The sequence below is a fragment of the Pontibacillus litoralis JSM 072002 genome, from assembly GCF_000775615.1.
In the GTDB taxonomy this organism is placed as follows: Bacteria; Bacillota; Bacilli; order Bacillales; family BH030062; genus Pontibacillus; species Pontibacillus litoralis.
Genome location: NZ_AVPG01000013.1, coordinates 23,041 through 40,069 on the forward strand (window position 1 = coordinate 23,041; position 17,029 = coordinate 40,069).

18 protein-coding genes are annotated in these 17,029 nt (G+C 41.3%); all 18 read right to left on the minus strand.

Translation table 11 applies throughout. The features are described from left to right. Window positions 1–177: 177 nt before the first annotated feature. Entirely contained in the window at window positions 178–2,331 is a 2,154-nt protein-coding gene (locus N784_RS09460) for a S8 family serine peptidase (RefSeq protein WP_036834508.1), read from the minus strand. Between the two features lie 115 nt (window positions 2,332–2,446). Further along, the gene (gene upp / locus N784_RS09465; protein ID WP_036834422.1) at window positions 2,447–3,076 is read right to left on the minus strand and encodes a uracil phosphoribosyltransferase; all 630 of its coding nucleotides are present in this window, start codon (window positions 3,074–3,076) and stop codon (window positions 2,447–2,449) included. Window positions 3,077–3,295: 219 nt separating this feature from the next. Beyond that, window positions 3,296–4,537, minus strand: a complete 1,242-nt coding sequence (gene glyA, locus N784_RS09475) for a serine hydroxymethyltransferase (RefSeq protein WP_036834424.1) — start codon at window positions 4,535–4,537, stop codon at window positions 3,296–3,298. Between the two features lie 33 nt (window positions 4,538–4,570). Further along, window positions 4,571–5,146, minus strand: a complete 576-nt coding sequence (locus tag N784_RS09480) for a TIGR01440 family protein (protein ID WP_036834425.1) — start codon at window positions 5,144–5,146, stop codon at window positions 4,571–4,573. A 141-nt stretch (window positions 5,147–5,287) separates the two neighbouring features. Further along, window positions 5,288–5,725: a ribose 5-phosphate isomerase B gene (gene rpiB / locus N784_RS09485; protein ID WP_036834426.1), complete on the minus strand. Its 438-nt coding sequence runs from the start codon at window positions 5,723–5,725 to the stop codon at window positions 5,288–5,290. A 26-nt stretch (window positions 5,726–5,751) separates the two neighbouring features. Then, a complete protein-coding gene (locus N784_RS09490; RefSeq protein ID WP_036834428.1) occupies window positions 5,752–7,044 on the minus strand; it encodes a methyl-accepting chemotaxis protein in 1,293 nt (430 codons plus the stop codon). Window positions 7,045–7,075: 31 nt separating this feature from the next. After that, window positions 7,076–7,696 carry a low molecular weight protein arginine phosphatase gene (locus N784_RS09495; protein WP_036834430.1) on the minus strand — a complete coding sequence of 207 codons (621 nt, stop codon included), beginning with the start codon at window positions 7,694–7,696 and terminating at the stop codon, window positions 7,076–7,078. A gap of 107 nt (window positions 7,697–7,803) precedes the next feature. Next, window positions 7,804–8,361 carry a manganese efflux pump MntP gene (locus N784_RS09500; protein ID WP_036834433.1) on the minus strand — a complete coding sequence of 186 codons (558 nt, stop codon included), beginning with the start codon at window positions 8,359–8,361 and terminating at the stop codon, window positions 7,804–7,806. A 61-nt stretch (window positions 8,362–8,422) separates the two neighbouring features. Beyond that, the gene (locus N784_RS09505; protein WP_036834434.1) at window positions 8,423–9,472 is read right to left on the minus strand and encodes an L-threonylcarbamoyladenylate synthase; all 1,050 of its coding nucleotides are present in this window, start codon (window positions 9,470–9,472) and stop codon (window positions 8,423–8,425) included. A 94-nt stretch (window positions 9,473–9,566) separates the two neighbouring features. Then, window positions 9,567–9,959 carry a hypothetical protein gene (locus tag N784_RS09510; RefSeq protein ID WP_036834435.1) on the minus strand — a complete coding sequence of 131 codons (393 nt, stop codon included), beginning with the start codon at window positions 9,957–9,959 and terminating at the stop codon, window positions 9,567–9,569. 64 nt (window positions 9,960–10,023) lie between these two features. After that, on the minus strand, window positions 10,024–10,638 hold the full coding sequence (spoIIR, locus tag N784_RS09515) for a stage II sporulation protein R (protein ID WP_036834510.1): 615 nt from the start codon (window positions 10,636–10,638) through the stop codon (window positions 10,024–10,026). 113 nt (window positions 10,639–10,751) lie between these two features. Then, window positions 10,752–11,609, minus strand: coding sequence for a peptide chain release factor N(5)-glutamine methyltransferase (gene prmC, locus N784_RS09520; protein WP_036834436.1), 858 nt, complete (start codon window positions 11,607–11,609; stop codon window positions 10,752–10,754). Between the two features lies 1 nt (window position 11,610). Next, window positions 11,611–12,681 carry a peptide chain release factor 1 gene (prfA, locus tag N784_RS09525; protein WP_036834438.1) on the minus strand — a complete coding sequence of 357 codons (1,071 nt, stop codon included), beginning with the start codon at window positions 12,679–12,681 and terminating at the stop codon, window positions 11,611–11,613. A gap of 133 nt (window positions 12,682–12,814) precedes the next feature. Further along, a complete protein-coding gene (locus tag N784_RS09530; RefSeq protein ID WP_036834439.1) occupies window positions 12,815–13,192 on the minus strand; it encodes a hypothetical protein in 378 nt (125 codons plus the stop codon). Between the two features lie 89 nt (window positions 13,193–13,281). Beyond that, the gene (locus N784_RS09535; RefSeq protein ID WP_036834441.1) at window positions 13,282–13,890 is read right to left on the minus strand and encodes a thymidine kinase; all 609 of its coding nucleotides are present in this window, start codon (window positions 13,888–13,890) and stop codon (window positions 13,282–13,284) included. 144 nt (window positions 13,891–14,034) lie between these two features. After that, window positions 14,035–14,280 carry a type B 50S ribosomal protein L31 gene (locus N784_RS09540; RefSeq protein WP_036834442.1) on the minus strand — a complete coding sequence of 82 codons (246 nt, stop codon included), beginning with the start codon at window positions 14,278–14,280 and terminating at the stop codon, window positions 14,035–14,037. Between the two features lie 153 nt (window positions 14,281–14,433). After that, a complete protein-coding gene (gene rho, locus N784_RS09545) occupies window positions 14,434–15,729 on the minus strand; it encodes a transcription termination factor Rho (protein WP_036834443.1) in 1,296 nt (431 codons plus the stop codon). A 295-nt stretch (window positions 15,730–16,024) separates the two neighbouring features. After that, on the minus strand, window positions 16,025–16,993 hold the full coding sequence (glpX, locus tag N784_RS09550; protein ID WP_036834444.1) for a class II fructose-bisphosphatase: 969 nt from the start codon (window positions 16,991–16,993) through the stop codon (window positions 16,025–16,027). Window positions 16,994–17,029 lie beyond the last annotated feature (36 nt).

Sequence of the window (17,029 nt, forward strand, 5' to 3'; positions counted from 1 at the left end):
AAATTTTATTACAAAATTTCGTAGGTTTCTCTATAAATTTTCAAATTCATCATTTCACAAGTTAATTAAAATTGTACACAAAAGACCCCATAAAGCAAAGTGTTTTTCACATTTTTCCGCACATCTCGACAGCCTTTTTGACAATTTAATTGCATTTTTCAAATGATAAGGCTTACTTTATTCTATTTTTACTAAAGATTCCAAAGTTTGCTTTTCTCCATCTTGATGAATGGTAATAATGGCGAGGTAAATTCCTGGTGTCACCATATCTTTTTTAGACAAGGTTCCTTTTACTACTCCTCTTTCCACGTTTTCACGTTCTACTAAGGATTTCACAAATTGAAGGGTATCAGGATTATACAGATCTATTTGCATTTGGTTCGCTTCTAAAGGTAAATACAATTGATATTGATAGCTATCCTTTGAAAATGGCTTTAAAGCTAATTCTAAGCCCATTGCTTTTGGAAAGTTGGCCTCTTTTGTCAATAGAATATAAGGTAGCTCATATAAGGTGGATTCGTCTTCAAGCTCTAGCCAGCCTTCTACATACGAAGGATTTCCCTTTAATTGCTGCTGTTTCACTTGAACTGTGATGGCAACTGTTCGCTTTTCCTCCGGCTTAAGTGTAAATGCCATTGGAACATCAAATCGAAGTCCAGATACTTGCTTAGGCGGATGAAATCGATATTGTTGCGGGTGACGTTCGTTATTTTCTACTGTGACGTAAACGGTTCTCGATTCATTTCGCTGCAACACTCTCCCAAATGCAAGTTGACCATTGTAAATAAGAGTGCTTGGCGTTATTGCTTCTACAGGCTCTATTCTGCCAACTCCTTGCGCCAAAGGGGATACCTTTTCACTTGCTTGTGATAGCGGTGTTGCCGTTGATAGTATCGCTGCTTTTAGTCGTTTCGGTTCCCAATCGGGATGAGCTTCTTTCAACAAAGCTAGCGCTCCGGCGACATGAGGAGCTGACATACTCGTCCCTTGTAATTCTTTATAACCGCCTGGAATGGTACTATTAATAGCTACTCCTGGTGCCATAATATCTGGTTTAATCGCCCAATTCCACGTAACCGGCCCTTTTGAGCTAAACTCCGCAACTGTATCCACTTGTGGGGCGTATTTTGTAGCAATCCACTGCTCATCCTTGACTACATTCTCCTTCAACCATTGTCCATCCTCTCTTGAAACAGCCGCAACAGGAATAGACATCTCCTCTTCTAGTGACCCTTGAAAAATTCCTTCCTCATTGTTATAAATGATGACTGCTAAAGCACCTGCCTGCTCAGCCATTTTCGCTTTTTCGGTAAAAGAAATATCGCCACGTTCCATTAAGACGATTTTCCGTTTCATATTCATATTCGCTTCTTTCCCTAATCCTCCATCCACCATGAGTTGGGTTTTCGTTAAATTCCATGGTACGGAACCGACTAAGGGGGTTAATGGAATGTTTTTTTTCCATAAACGGTCGTGAAGGTAGGGAAGTTGTAGTGGCGGTGTGGTTGCTCCAACCGTAATCGCTCCTTCCGCAGTTGCAGGAGATCCTACTGTCCAATGCTCTGGGCCGGAATTTCCTCCAGATATGACGACAGACACGCCGATTTCGACTGCTTTATTTACAGCTAGGCTAGTGGGCCAATCAGGACCGTTCACCGCATTTCCTAAAGATAAATTAATAATATCCATGCCGTCCTCCACCGCTTTTTCCATCGCGGCAATTACATGAACAGACGAACCTACCCCGCCTGGGCCAAGCGCGCGATAGCCGTACAATTCCGCATTAGGCGCAATCCCTTTCAGCTTTCCATTAGCTGCAATAATACCCGCAACATGTGTGCCGTGTAGCGTTGATTTTCCTTGTGATTTAGTTGTTTCCATCGGGTCGTCATCTAAATCGACTAAATCATATCCACCACGATAATTCCCCTGCAAGTCTGGGTGGTTATAATCTATCCCTGTGTCGATTACACCAACCTTCACACCTTCCCCAGTATAGGGAATCGAATGTGAGAAATCTGTTTGATTCATTAGAAAAGGCACACTTTCTTCAATAGCTACTTTATATGTACGCGCTGGGAAGGTCGCTTTAATAAAATGGGCTTGCTCAAGCTTTTGTAAATCACGTTTCTCCCCTTTTAACGCTAACCCTTGAAGCAACTGATCATACACATGTACTACTTCGATTCGAGGATAGTATATTTCTATATGTTGCTTCCATTTATGAACGTTATCCTCAACTTCAACGATAATCGACTGTTCTTCTGACATGGCATTTACGCTAAAAGGCCATAAGAATGCCAAACTAAGTATCACGATGCGAACCCACATGAACGAATGCCGCCTTTCTTTTTTTATATCTTTTGGAAAAATAGGCGTTTCCATTCATAAAAAAAAGGAGTTCACCACCTATGATAGGTGTTGAACTCCTTTTTTGGTAAGCTGCTTATTTCGTACCAAATAAACGATCACCAGCGTCCCCTAAACCTGGGACGATATACCCTTTATCATTCAACTTCTCATCTAATGCCGCTAAGTAAATATCTACATCAGGATGTGCCTTCTGCGTTTCTTCTACACCCTCAGGCGCTGCTACTAAACACATAAGACGAATTTGCTTCGCGCCACGCTTTTTCAACGAGTTAATTGCTTCAATAGCTGAACCACCTGTTGCTAACATTGGATCAACAACAATAAGTTCACGTTCTTCAATATCACTTGGAAGCTTTACATAATATTCTACAGGCATTAACGTTTCTGGATCTCGGTACAACCCGATATGGCCTACTTTTGCCGCTGGAATCAAATCGATCATCCCATCTACCATACCTAATCCCGCACGAAGAATAGGAACAATCCCTAACTTCTTACCCGATAACACTTTTGCTGTAGCTTTTGATACTGGGGACTCTACTTGAACTTCCTCGAGAGGTAAATCACGAGTAATTTCGAAAGCCATAAGTGCTGCTACTTCATTCACAAGTTCACGAAAGTCCTTCGTTCCTGTCTCTTTATCTCTTATGTACGTTAATTTGTGCTGAATAAGAGGGTGGTCTAAAACGTGTACCTTACTCATGAGCCGATCTCTCCTTTTGTGAAAGTATATATCCTTACAGATTGTACTGAAATATCGCTCCCGTTTCAAGGGGAGGTTTTTGATTCTATTCATAAAATAAACCATGTTCATCCTATGATCCCCCCTTTTACGAGAAAATCAATCACCGAATGGAGAGATTATATGGCTCTCGCACGCAAAAAGGCTGTCCTATTAATTAGAACAACCTCTTTAAATCATTTATGCGTATTGATACATTGGGTAGCGATTGGTTAATGCTTCTACACGTTTGCTAGCTTCTTGTAGTTTGTCCTCGTCTTCGTGATTCTTTAATGTGAATGCAATAATGGATGCAATTTCGTCCATATCGACTTCTTTAAAGCCACGTGTTGTTACTGCTGCTGTGCCTATGCGAAGTCCGCTCGTAACGAATGGGCTTTCTGGATCGAATGGGATAGTGTTTTTATTCGTTGTGATGCCGATGTGATCCAGCGCTTCTTCTGCCACTTTTCCTGTTAGGTTCAGCGGGCGCAGGTCTAGCAATAGTAAATGGTTGTCTGTTCCACCTGATACGAGGCGGATGCCTTCTTTTTGCAATCCTTCTCCTAAACGTTGTGTGTTAGCGAGAATTTGTTTTGTGTATTGTTTGAAGTCGTCTTGTAATGCTTCTTTAAAACTAACACCTTTTGCCGCGATGACATGCATAAGTGGACCGCCTTGCATGCCTGGGAATACAGCTGAGTTGATTTTCTTCGCGTATTCTTCTTTACACAGAATCATTCCACCACGTGGGCCGCGCAATGTTTTGTGTGTAGTTGTTGTAACGAAATCGGCATATGGTACTGGATTTTGGTGTAATCCTGTTGCAACTAAACCTGCAATGTGGGCCATATCCACCATTAAGTATGCTCCGACTTCATCGGCAATTTCTTTAAATTTAGCGAAATCAATTTTACGAGGATAAGCACTAGCACCAGCTACAATCATTTTCGGTTTTACTTCTAATGCTTTTGCCCGAACTGCTTCATAATCGATTACTTCTGTTTCTGCATCGACTCCGTAATCAACGAAGTTATATAGTTTTCCGCTAAAGTTGACTGGGCTTCCGTGAGTCAAATGTCCGCCATGGTTCAAGTTCATGCCGAGCACTGTATCGCCAGGTTGTAATGCAGTGAAGTATACAGCCATATTCGCTTGTGCGCCTGAATGTGGTTGGACATTCACATGCTCCGCTTGGAAAAGTTCTTTCGCGCGATCACGAGCTAAATTTTCGGCGATATCTACATATTCACAGCCACCATAATAGCGGCGTCCTGGGTATCCTTCCGCATATTTATTCGTTAGGACGGACCCTTGCGCTTCCATAACCGCTTCTGATACAAAGTTCTCAGATGCGATTAATTCAATTTTGTCTTGTTGTCGGCCTTTCTCTAACTCGATTGCTTCTTGCATTTCTGGATCTACTTGATTAAGGTAATTCATGGTTATATCCCCCTTTATCATTGTAACTACTACTTAATAATCACAAGTAGTAGATTGTACATCACATTGTTGGTACACGGCACGAGCGCCACCAATTAGTTTCGGACGGGTTGTGGCACATGTAACGTGGGCTGCACCAATTTGCTTATATTTGAATCGAAGTGGGACAACGACGTGCTTCATATGCATCCCAATAAACGTATCACCAATATCCATTCCATGATGCGCTTGAATATGCTCCACCACAACCGGATCTAGTATGTGCTGGTGCGCATATGCTGCCATAGAGCCGCCCGCTTCATTGACTGGAATGACAGAAACAGATTCAAGTTGGCGTTGCTCTGCAGCTTGTCGATCCATTACAAGAGCGCGGTTAATATGCTCACACCCTTGGAATGCTAAGTGAACACCCGTTTGATCTTGTAAACGGCGGAATTGTTGAAATAGAACTGCCGCAATCTCTTCACTACCTGATGTCCCAATTCGTTCTCCGGCTACTTCACTCGTGGAACAGCCGATAACAAACAGTTGCCCTTTGTAGAGAAGGCCACTCGTTATCCACTCATCTACAATGCTTTCTATTTCCTTTTGAATGCTCGTTATGTTCATGAGCACATTCTCCTTCCAAGCATATGCGGTTAACGCATTTTTTCAAGCGAAATAAGCTACATGATGATTTATCGGAAATTTCAGACGAAAATTAGAAAAAGAGGAACACTTCATATGTCCCGCTTTTTTCTTTCTTCTCTATTATGCTTCATATTCAGTAATTTTGCCAACACGATTTGCATGGCGGCCGCCTTCATACTCTGCTTCTAGCCACGTCTTAGCAATTTCACGTGCTAAACCTGGGCCGATAACACGCTCTCCCATTGCTAACATGTTGGAGTCATTATGCTCCTTCGTCACTTTAGCTGTGAAGACATCATGCGTTAATGCACAGCGAATGCCTTTTACTTTATTAGCTGCGATGGACATCCCAATACCTGTTCCACAAATTAAGATGCCGCGATCAAATTCACCACTAGCTACGCGTTCTGCAGCTGGTATCGCATAATCTGGATAGTCCACAGATCCTTCGCAGTTACAACCAATATCTTCAAATTCAATGTTCATTTCCGTTAAAAGGGAGGCCATTTCTTGACGGATATTTGTACCCCCGTGATCAGATGCTAAAATTACTTTCATAATACGGTCACCTCTACTTAGCGTTGTTATGTCGTTCGAAAACGATTTATTTGTTGCTTTAAGCCATCCGCTTGTTCAGCTAATGCATGTGCTGTGTCATCGATGTCATGTATTTGTTCATTTTGTTGTTGCATCGAAGCATTTACTTGTTGTGTGCCTGCTGATGTTTGTTGTGCTATCGCTGAAACTTCTTGAGCTTGTGCGGAAGTCTTCTGTAACAATTGTAACTGATTATCGACTAAAGTGGTAATCTCAATAACAGATTGGGCCATGTCGTTAATCGTTCGGGACATGTTATCCATTGCTGCATTGGTATGAACACCTTTATCAGCCTCTCTATGCCCTTTAGCTACTTGTTCCTTTATTTGCCCTACTACTTTTCTTACATCTACTTGCATATTTTCGATTAAATCGGAAACTCCTTGTACCGCTTTAGCGCTTTCATCTGCTAGTTTTCTAACTTCTTCAGCTACAACTGCAAAGCCTTTCCCTTGTTCACCAGCTCGAGCCGCTTCAATCGAGGCATTTAAAGCTAGTAAATTCGTTTGGCTTGCTATATCACCTACTACGGATATAATGTCCTCTACTTTATTAGCGTTTCCTTCTAATCGTTCCACCGCTTCTAGGGAGATTTCTTGCTCTTTTGAAATACTTTGAATGCCGTCGACAAGCGACAATACAATTCCTCTGCCTTGTTCTACCGTTGCTAACATATCCTCCGAAGTTTGTTGAGAGGATTGGGATTGGGTTTGAATTTGAGTTGCTAGTTGCGTAGATTCTTCAACCAACTCTGCTGTTTGTTGAATCGATATAGATGTGGACTCCGCACCTTGGGAAATCTCCCCAATAGTCGATTGAATGAGTTCTGCTTGCTGAGAAGCTTGTTCCACCGCTTGTTTAATGTGGGTAACGGAACCATTCGTATCTTGAAAGTTATTCTCGATATTTTGCACCATTTCTCTTAGGTTCATAAGCATTGTTTCAAACGCCACTCCTAAAGAGCGAATCTCATCATCAGATTTCGTAATAGCTATCTCTTCATTTATATGCCCTTCCGCTGCCGTTGAAGCGGCTTTTTCCAATTGGTGTAAAGGCTTCGTAATAAAACCGGCCGCAACAAATGTCAAAATACCCGTCCATATAATTCCTAACAAAAACGTGATAATTGTAAAGACAAACTCTTGCACTTGCATAAACTCGGAAAGCCAATCATAAATTACATAAATAAAAAACGCGCTTGTTGAATACGTAATTGTGGCTAATACTGTTGTAAATAAAACTAATTTTAAACTCAAGCTAAACTTATACTTCTTATCCACATTCCGTCCCCCCACTAAATGAAGTACGTATCTATTTGTTAGCGCTATCTAACTTCTTCACTAAACGCTCAACATAGGCTTCCATTTCTTCTAACGTTTTTTCGTAAACGGATATATCCCCGCCAAATGGATCCGAAATGTCCAAGTTTGGAAGATTGGATTCTAGCTGTTGGATGGATTCTATTTCTGATTGTACATGCAATTGTAACGCTTCTTTCTTTGCCTCATCATCTGAAAAGCTATCCTCTTTCTCATGCAAGAACTTCGCTTTTTTCTCTTCTAGTGTTGTATAAGCTTGCTTCAGCTTGTTCCATACATCATCTTGGTTGTCCTGTACAAATTCTTTCAAAGTGAACATCGCATGCTCATATTTCGGATATGTCATCATAAGCATTTGTTTATGATGTTGGGTCATCGTCAATACGACATCCGCCCATTGTAATAGTTCTATTGTAACAGGCCTAGACTGATGATTCCATTCAATCCCTCTACTTTTTAACACTTCTGTCGACCCTGGTGATAATTTCGAACCTTCCTGCGCAAACAATCCGGCAGATGTCACCTCTATACCGGGCTTCTTTTGTTTCAATAAAGCTTCTGCCATTGGGCTTCGGCACGTATTTCCTGTACAAACAAATAAGACGTTCCTCATTCACTTCCCTCCGTTCATCCCATTTCCTTCATTATAACAAAAAAGAGCCCCTGTTATCTCTTCATTCATGAAAAACAAAGAGCTATGTAGGCGCTTCACATTATATATTATCCAATAATTAGTTGCAATCCAAAGGCACAAAGAATACTTCCCCCAACCATTTCACTATACGTACCAAGAAAGCCTTGTACTTTACGTCCGAGTAACAAGCCGCACCACGTTAACATCATACTCACTGAGCCAAACAAAATGAACGTCAAAGCCGTCCGGACTCCCGATATACCCAAACTTAAGCCAACTGAAAAACTATCTAAGCTAACACTCGTAGCAAACAATAGTAAACCAAAGCCGACTGGATTTAAGGCCGGGGTATCATCTGACTTTAAAGAGGAGCGGAACATTTGAATTCCTAACAAAATTAATAAAATGCCACCACCAATCGTCGTATAAGCGCCTAGTTGATTGGAAAGGAAACGGCCGACAAGCATTCCGGCAAAAGGCATCAATATATGAAATAAACCAACGACAACTCCGATTAAAGCGATTCGCCTTAATCGAAGCGGGATCAATCCCATTCCTAAACTAACTGAAAATGCATCCATCCCTAAGGCCATTGCCATAAAGGATAATGTAATAATTTCTCCTGTAAAAGGAAGTACAGCCATCCCTACTCCTCCTTGGACATGCTATTGTATTGTATGCATGGCCAAGGAGGAATAGAAGAAGTTATTCAGATGGCTGCACAGTCTTCGAAGCCGCTTTCGATAAACGGTTCATGATGGCTACGCCAATTCCTTCACTTGCGAAGGTTTCAGCTAAAATAATGTCTATCTCATCTTGGTCAAACGAACGAAGTGCATCATATAAATGAACGGCCACTTGATGTAAATCATGCTGCGATCCACACGTTTGCACGCGATTTGCTCGTAAATGAGCCGACGTTTCTTCACTAGCTATCACCCCAACGCGTCTTCCTTCTTCACGTAACCTATCAATTTGCGCTTGAAAAAAAACCACATCCCCATCGATTAACCAAAGAGGCGCATCTGGTGCATAGTGAGTATACTTCATCCCAGGTGCTCGTGGTGGTTCCTTTTTATCATGGAGGGAAGCGTCTAGCTTAACTGTTCCAACAACCGCTTCTAACGCTTCTTTCGTAACACCGCCTGGGCGCAGAATGACTGGCACTTCCCCTGTACAATCAACGACCGTCGATTCCACACCAACACCTGTCGCACCTCCATCTAGAATACCTGCTACCCGACCGTTTAAATCGTCATACACGTGAGCCGCTGTTGTCGGACTAGGCTTACCTGAACGATTCGCACTCGGAGCCGCTAAAGGCAAATCACTTGCTTCAAGCAACGCTTTCGCAACAGGGTGATCAGGAACCCGCACGCCGACAGAATCTAACCCTGCCGTCACATTTCGTGCACACACACCGTTACTCGGCATGATTACCGTCAATGGGCCTGGTGTAAAAGCGTCTATTAATGCATGAGCCTGATCAGATATGTGCGTAACTAATTGCTCTATTTGCTCCTTCTTCGCTACGTGTACAATCAATGGATTATCTGATGGCCTTCCCTTCGCTTCGAAAATCCGCTTCACTGCCTGCTCATTCGTCGCATCCGCTCCTAATCCATATACCGTTTCAGTAGGAAAAGCAACTACTTCTCGCTTCTTTAGTAAAGCTGCTGCTGCTTGCACGTTCTCTTCTTCTCTATCTATATGCTGCTTCGTTACTTGCCATAATTTCGTTTCATATGTACCCATCAGTGGCATCCTTTCTCATCAAAGTCCTCTTTATTATATCATTTCACACAAACACCTCCCGATGGATGATCTTTGTTCGGGAGGTGTTCAGGCTTCACCACTTCCACCAATCTCCTTTACCATTACGTAAAGCTTGTAAAAAAGGTGGCGTTTCTTCTCGTTTTATTTTAGTAAACTGTTGCGCTTGAAGCAATGTTTCAAGCTCATCTTGATGGCAGAAAACGTACACATCTCGATTTCCTTTATAAGAGGGAATTACTTCGAACAACGTTAAGATAAAATGGGCATTCATTTTCGGATCGACATACAACGCTCGCAGCCACACCGCCTGTTCATCCACTGGTACAAGAGCGAAGAAACCTTTTTTGTCATCATTTACTTCAACGTAATACCCATGCTCATAAAGTACCTCAAGATTAGGCTTCTCGCCGATAAAATTCTCTAACTCTTGCTCGGAGTATTCTACTGCTTTTTTCACGTCTATCATATCTACATGCCTCCCTATCTTTTTAATAAAGTCTATGAAAGTATAGAGACATTATGATAGTTTTTCACCGGAATAAATCGAAAAACCATTCCAACCATTCAAGCAGAAAGAACTTCACCTCTACTTCTTCTTTCTCATCTGTTTCGTTTGGCTCTACTTCTTCCTCTGCATGTGCGACCGAAGTACCATTATCAAAATCAAGAAAACATAATGGCGGAAACAATACACACCACCAATTCGCTCCTTTTCCCTCTCCTAACGTAATTAAGATGGCTTCATAAACCCCAGCAGGATACACGTAATTTCCATATAGCTTGGCTGGAAAATCAACTTCATCAAATTGAACAGAAAACGATTGAGGGACGCCCTTTTTCTCAAGTGCCATCTTAACGATTTCTCTTATTTCCGGTAAGCGACTTTCTATTTCCTCATACGCTTCCTCAATATCAGTTATTTCTTGCACCCAGCCTGTGATGTTCTCATTTACTACATCACGGACGTAACGTTTCAACTGTTGATCCTTTTCTTGATCACTATTGGCTAAAATCCTTAATCGAATAGCATCATCTGGAATGACTTGATATTGCTCCTCAGCCTTTCTCTCTTGTCCTTGTATCGAAAACGGAATAAATGATAAACCTATGCAAATGATAACGAAAAATAATAACAATCGTTGCATCATTCCCTGCCCCCTATGAATGTTGTTGTTAGTTTCCATTGTGGGCAGGCCTTTCTCCTTTTATACTCTATTAATCTATATTTTTTTAATGATCAACAAAGCCTGGCTCCCTTTTAAGAGGAAAGCCAGGCAAATACCATACGATTATGCTGATTTATATCTTTCACGACTTCTACAAATGCTTTTGGGAAATGTTGTTGAATAAGGAAAGGAACAGATTCCCCTTGATCATGGCCAATTTCCAAAGCAAGTAGCGTTTTATCTTTCATGACGTAAGGAAGCTGCGTCACGATCCGTTTATACGCTGCTAATCCGTTATCCTCCGCAAACAATGCCATATGAGGATCATGCTCACGAACTACGTCAGATAAATTGTCCCGTTCTGTTTCAGGAATGTACGGGGGATTCGATACAACGACATCGAATTTCTGCCCGTTATTGATAAATGGCTGCAAGAAATCCCCTTCAGAAAAGGAAACATCCGCTTGTAAATGGTGTGCATTCTGGACTGCTACTTCTAACGCTTCGGGAGAGAGATCACTAGCAAAAACGGTAGCATCGGGTAGTTCCTTCGCTAACGTAATGGCAAGCACACCACTTCCCGTTCCTAAATCGATGAAGCTTCTCTCTTTGGCAGACACCCGGTCCAATATACCAACAATTAACTCTTCTGTTTCTGGCCGTGGAATCAATACGTGAGGATTCACTCGAAATGTACGACCATAAAATTGCTCTGAACCAATCAAATGTTGCACTGGAGTACCGTCTGACACGTGACGCTTTATATCTTGTTGAATGGCCATAAATTGCTGATGCTCTATTGGTTCGGAACCGTTGGCAAGCAACTGCACGCGACTCTTTTGTAAATGATGTTGTATTAGCCTTTCTCCTACGCCAACTTCTCGATCATTTTCTTGTAAAAAAAGAGAAGCCCAGCGGCGGACTTCAAAAATAGTTCTCGGTTCTGTCATGTTATTCACCAATCTGTTCTAGCGCTCTTGTTTGTTCTTCAATGAGAAGTGCTTCCGTAATCTCAGACAGTTTACCATCTAGAATTTGGTCTAACTTCTGAATCGTTAAGCCAATACGATGATCTGTTACACGGTTTTGTGGAAAATTGTACGTACGAATACGCTCAGAACGATCACCAGAACCTACTGCAGACTTACGATGTTCATCATATTCCGCTTGCTGTTCTTGTTGAATCTTCTCAAAAATACGAGCACGTAATACTTTCATCGCTTTTTCTTTGTTCTTAATTTGCGATTTCTCGTCCTGACAAGATACAACCGTACCCGTCGGCTCGTGCGTTAAACGAACGGCAGACATTGTCGTGTTTACACTCTGTCCACCCGGGCCAGATGAAGCAAACGTATCCACACGAATATCCTTCTCATTAATATCCACTTCTACTTCTTCCGCTTCTGGTAATACAGCTACAGTTGATGTTGAAGTATGAATTCGACCGCCAGATTCTGTTTGCGGAACACGTTGCACGCGGTGAGCACCGTTCTCGAACTTAAGCTTAGAAAACGCACCAGATCCATTTACCATGAAAATGATTTCCTTATAGCCACCAACTTCACTCTCATGGGAGTCCATAATATCAATTTTCCAGCCTTGTTCCTCTGCAAAGCGAGCGTACATACGGAATAAGTCACCAGCAAACAATGCCGCCTCGTCACCACCAGCAGCTCCACGAATCTCCATAATAACGTTTTTGTCGTCATTAGGGTCTTTCGGAATAAGAAGGATTTTCAGACGCTCTTCTAACTCTACCTTTTTGTCAGCTAGCTCCGATAATTCTTCTTTCGCCATTTCTTTCATATCTTCATCCAGGTCTTCTTCTAGCATCGCACGTGTATCATCGTGCTGAGTCGAAACATCCTTATATTCACGATAAACCTGTACAGTCTCATCAAGTCCAGCTTGTTCTTTAGAATATTCGCGAAGCTTGTTAGAATCATTCACAATCTCAGGATCACTCAACAATTCATTCAGCTTCTCATACCGATCTTCTAAGGTTTGAAGCTTTTCTAACACTTACAACCACCTCTTTTTCGTCCATAACAGTATAATTATAGTACACCAGCCACTAGTAGTCAAAAAGAAGTGGAGGGATAAAACAAGACAATGTACAGCAATTTAAAAGTGGCTTTTTGAAGGCTATACCTCTTCATTTTATGTTCACTTGTAATCGATAACGTGGTAAGGCTTCCTCAAGCGCGGCTTTGGTTTGCTGTTCAAGGCGATTTCTTTCTTCTTCATCTATATCCTCATTCGTAGCTCTTACAGCCACATACGCTTTACTACCTGTAAAGTTCACGCGCCGCACCTCTACCCCGTCAATTAATGCAACGGTTTCATACACTTTCTCTTTATCCAATCGTAACCCCCACGATTCGCCAACTTGGTTCATTTGTTGTGGGTTATCGGTTTGTTGATGACTAAGCCGTTCATACTTTTCCTTTTCTTGATTTACTGCTTGATTATTCGTACAAGCTGGCAGAACGAAAAGTATGCAACCAATAAGAAGCAACACTTTATTGGACATGAATGAACAACCTCCTTCATTATTTTAGAAATAGGTTGTCCATTCTCGCCATTTCTATGATGAATACAAAAAAACCTCCCTGAATTTGTTCAGCAAGGTTTCTCCTTCATCACTTGTTTTGGTTTGTTAGGTACTTCATGATGATGGCGACAGCGCGGTTCATAAGATTCCGATGCACCTACGAGGATAATGGGGTCATCATAAGATGCTGGACGGCCGTCAATCAAACGTTGTGTGCGGCTAGCCGGAGCTCCACATATCGGACAAATGGCACTTAGCTTTGTTACCGATTCCGCTAAGGCAAGAAATGTTGGTAAACAGCCAAATGGTTCGCCACGAAAGTCTTGATCCAATCCTGCAACGAGGACGCGGTGTCCACGATCTGCTAATGTTTGCGCAACTTCAACAATTTTATCATCGAAAAATTGCACCTCATCTATGGCAACAATATCGATTGATTCATCGACCTGATTTAGTATGGCTTCAGATTGATCTAATGGTTGAGCAACAACAGATGAACCATTATGCGATACAATGGCCTCTTCTGCATAACGATTATCGATTGCTGGCTTAAATACACGGATAGATAGGTTTCCGTATGTAGCCCGGCGCACGCGGCGGATGAGTTCTTCTGATTTTCCAGAGAACATACTTCCACAAATGACTTCAATCCATCCGTTTTGTTTCATTATATGCACTAGTTAGCCTCCCCCTTCTTTCTCGGTGAGCATTTCTTATTTATTCATAAACTGCCTTGGAAGACAGGACAATATGCCAATAAAAAAACAGGCAAAGGAGACAATTTGCCTGTTTTTTCAACTCGATAATAAGTTGTATAAAACTTATCCAAGATTGTATTTTTTCTTGAAACGATCCACACGGCCGCCAGCTTTGTCCGCTTTTTGCTTACCAGTGTAGAATGGGTGAGAAGCTGAGCTAATCTCAACACGGATTAGTGGGTAAGTGTTGCCATCTTCCCATTCGATTGTTTCATCAGAAGTCATAGTAGAGCCAGTTAGAAATTTGAAATCTGAACTAGTATCTAGAAATACAACTTTCTGGAATTTAGGATGAATTTGTTCCTTCATGTTATTACACTCCTTTTTGCCCTGAGTCCTGTGGAAACAGAGTTATTATAAGAGCCGTTAACAGACTACAATAGTCATTATCGAAACTCACATAGACTGATTATAACAGCGTCTAATAACAATTGCAACCTATTGTTTTGTCATAAATATGAACTAAGAACGGCGAGATGATGGGGATTTCCCTTTCATATCTTCCTCCATCAGTTGGAAAAATTCTTCGTTATTTTTCGATGATTTCAGGCGACGTAGAAATCGATCGATGAAATCAGGTTGATTGCCGAATGTTTTGCGAATGGCCCATATTTTGTCTAGATGATGCTTCGGTAATAACAACTCTTCTTTACGAGTACCAGAACGCATAATGTCGATTGCAGGGAAAATACGGCGTTCTGCTAGACTACGATCGAGGTGAAGCTCCATATTACCTGTACCTTTAAATTCTTCATAAATAACATCATCCATACGGGAACCAGTATCAACAAGTGCTGTTGCTAAAATGGTTAAGCTACCACCATCTTCAATGTTACGAGCAGCACCGAAGAAACGTTTCGGTCTATGGAAAGCAGCTGGATCAATACCCCCAGAAAGTGTACGTCCACTTGGCGGAATGACTAAGTTATACGCACGTGCAAGTCGAGTAATACTGTCCATTAAAATGATAACGTCTTTTTTATGCTCTACAAGACGCATAGCTCGTTCTAACACAAGTTCTGATACTTTAATATGGTTTTCTGGTACTTCATCAAATGTAGAACTTACCACATCAACGTTGGATGCTACCGATCGTTCAATATCTGTTACTTCCTCTGGACGCTCATCCACTAACAAAATAATCAACTTCGAATCTGGGTGATTCAAGGAGATGCTGTTGGCAATTTGTTTAAGTAGAATGGTTTTTCCTGCTTTCGGAGGGGCTACGATTAATCCACGTTGGCCATACCCAACAGGTGTCATTAAATCAATAATGCGTGTGGAAAGACTACCTTTATTCTCGGTTTCTAATTTCATTAATTGATCAGGATATAAAGGCGTTAAGGCAGGGAAATGGACACGCTCTTTTGCTATTTCAGGATTCTCTCCATTGACCGCATCAACGTGTAACAATCCGTAATAACGTTCATTTTCTTTCGGTGGACGAACCTTACCAGACACTTTATCCCCATTTCTTAAATCAAAACGACGAATTTGTGAAGCTGAGATGTAAATATCCTCCGCACTAGGTGAATAATTAATCGGACGTAAAAAACCGAACCCTTCTGAAGGAATAATTTCTAAAATCCCATCCATAAATAAGAAGCCGTCTTTCTCTGCTTGCGCTTTTAAAATAGCAAATATGAGTTCTTTCTTTGTTAATTTAGCATAATACGATACTTTATACTCCTTGGCTAAAGCATATAATTCTTTTAAATTCTTTGTTTCTAAATGCGAAATGGTTAATGCATCAGACACACTATCACCTACATATTATTTATTTTTATCATCTTATTGTTGAAATCTATGAAAGTCATTCTGTGAAATAGCTTCTCTCCATTTAGTTGTAAATGTATTAGAAGAATCTTTAGAAGCTAGAATAGAAGTTTCAAACGGGGCATTCATCAAGATTTAATTAAACATATATTATTTTAACCTTATTTATCATTAATATACAACATTTATTTTAGTAGCACCGTTAAATCAACATGAACGATTTACATGAAAAACCTAGCACTCCTATAAGCAAGTGCTAGGATTTCGTTTACATCTATTATGGTTTAATAACTAAATTAGGCTTCTTCTTCAAGGAATGGTTGCCATCAATAAATCGTACTGTTCCGGATTTCGCACGCATAACAACGGTTTGAGTCGTTGCTTTCATCCCTTTAAATTGTACACCTTTAAGAAGTTCACCATCTGTTACACCTGTCGCAGCAAAAATGGCATCATCTCCACCACACATATCCTCTAAGGAAAGAACTTTACTCGTATCTTCAATACCCATGTCACGACATCTTGCCTCTTGTTCTTCATTTTCTGGTAGAAGCTTCCCTTGAATTTCTCCACCTAAACATTTTAAAGCAGCTGCTGCTAATACACCTTCTGGCGCGCCACCACTACCGAGTAGAATATCAACACCTGTGTGATCAAAAGCGGTATTAATGGCTGCTGCTACGTCTCCATCAGAAATAAGCTTAATACGAGCACCAGCAGCTCGGATTTCATCAATGATGCCTTGATGACGCTCACGATTTAATACAATCGCCACAACGTCTTCTACATCTTTGTTCTTCGCTTTCGCTACCGCTTCTAAGTTCTCCGTTACTGACTTATTAATATCGACTTTTCCTACACAATCAGGACCTACAGCAATTTTGTCCATGTACATATCAGGAGCATGCAATAATTTCCCATGGTCAGCTACTGCAAGCACAGCTAAGGCATTCCACGTACCTTGAGCTACAATATTCGTACCTTCTAACGGGTCTACTGCAACGTCTACACGAGGTCCAAAACCATTCCCTAGCGTTTCCCCTATGTAAAGCATTGGAGCTTCATCCATTTCCCCTTCGCCAATAACAACGGTACCTTTCATTGGAATGGTATCAAATACGTCACGCATAGCACTTGTCGCTGCATCATCTGCCTCGTCTTTTTTTCCTCTTCCCATCCAACGTGATGATGATAAGGCAGCTGCTTCCGTTACTCGAACTAATTCCATTGATAAACTTCTTTCCATGGTTATGCTCCTCCTCGTTTTATCTACACTTTTTAT

What these genes read in the sequence shown, in the direction of transcription:
- N784_RS09460 (WP_036834508.1), bottom strand. Translation starts at nt 2,331, where the DNA reads ATGTGGGTTCGCATCGTGATACTTAGTTTGGCATTCTTATGGCCTTTT.
- upp (WP_036834422.1), bottom strand. Translation starts at nt 3,076, where the DNA reads ATGAGTAAGGTACACGTTTTAGACCACCCTCTTATTCAGCACAAATTA.
- glyA (WP_036834424.1), bottom strand. Translation starts at nt 4,537, where the DNA reads ATGAATTACCTTAATCAAGTAGATCCAGAAATGCAAGAAGCAATCGAG.
- N784_RS09480 (WP_036834425.1), bottom strand. Translation starts at nt 5,146, where the DNA reads ATGAACATAACGAGCATTCAAAAGGAAATAGAAAGCATTGTAGATGAG.
- rpiB (WP_036834426.1), bottom strand. Translation starts at nt 5,725, where the DNA reads ATGAAAGTAATTTTAGCATCTGATCACGGGGGTACAAATATCCGTCAA.
- N784_RS09495 (WP_036834430.1), bottom strand. Translation starts at nt 7,696, where the DNA reads ATGAGGAACGTCTTATTTGTTTGTACAGGAAATACGTGCCGAAGCCCA.
- N784_RS09500 (WP_036834433.1), bottom strand. Translation starts at nt 8,361, where the DNA reads ATGGCTGTACTTCCTTTTACAGGAGAAATTATTACATTATCCTTTATG.
- N784_RS09505 (WP_036834434.1), bottom strand. Translation starts at nt 9,472, where the DNA reads ATGGGTACATATGAAACGAAATTATGGCAAGTAACGAAGCAGCATATA.
- N784_RS09510 (WP_036834435.1), bottom strand. Translation starts at nt 9,959, where the DNA reads ATGATAGACGTGAAAAAAGCAGTAGAATACTCCGAGCAAGAGTTAGAG.
- spoIIR (WP_036834510.1), bottom strand. Translation starts at nt 10,638, where the DNA reads ATGCAACGATTGTTATTATTTTTCGTTATCATTTGCATAGGTTTATCA.
- prmC (WP_036834436.1), bottom strand. Translation starts at nt 11,609, where the DNA reads ATGACAGAACCGAGAACTATTTTTGAAGTCCGCCGCTGGGCTTCTCTT.
- N784_RS09530 (WP_036834439.1), bottom strand. Translation starts at nt 13,192, where the DNA reads ATGTCCAATAAAGTGTTGCTTCTTATTGGTTGCATACTTTTCGTTCTG.
- N784_RS09540 (WP_036834442.1), bottom strand. Translation starts at nt 14,280, where the DNA reads ATGAAGGAACAAATTCATCCTAAATTCCAGAAAGTTGTATTTCTAGAT.
- glpX (WP_036834444.1), bottom strand. Translation starts at nt 16,993, where the DNA reads ATGGAAAGAAGTTTATCAATGGAATTAGTTCGAGTAACGGAAGCAGCT.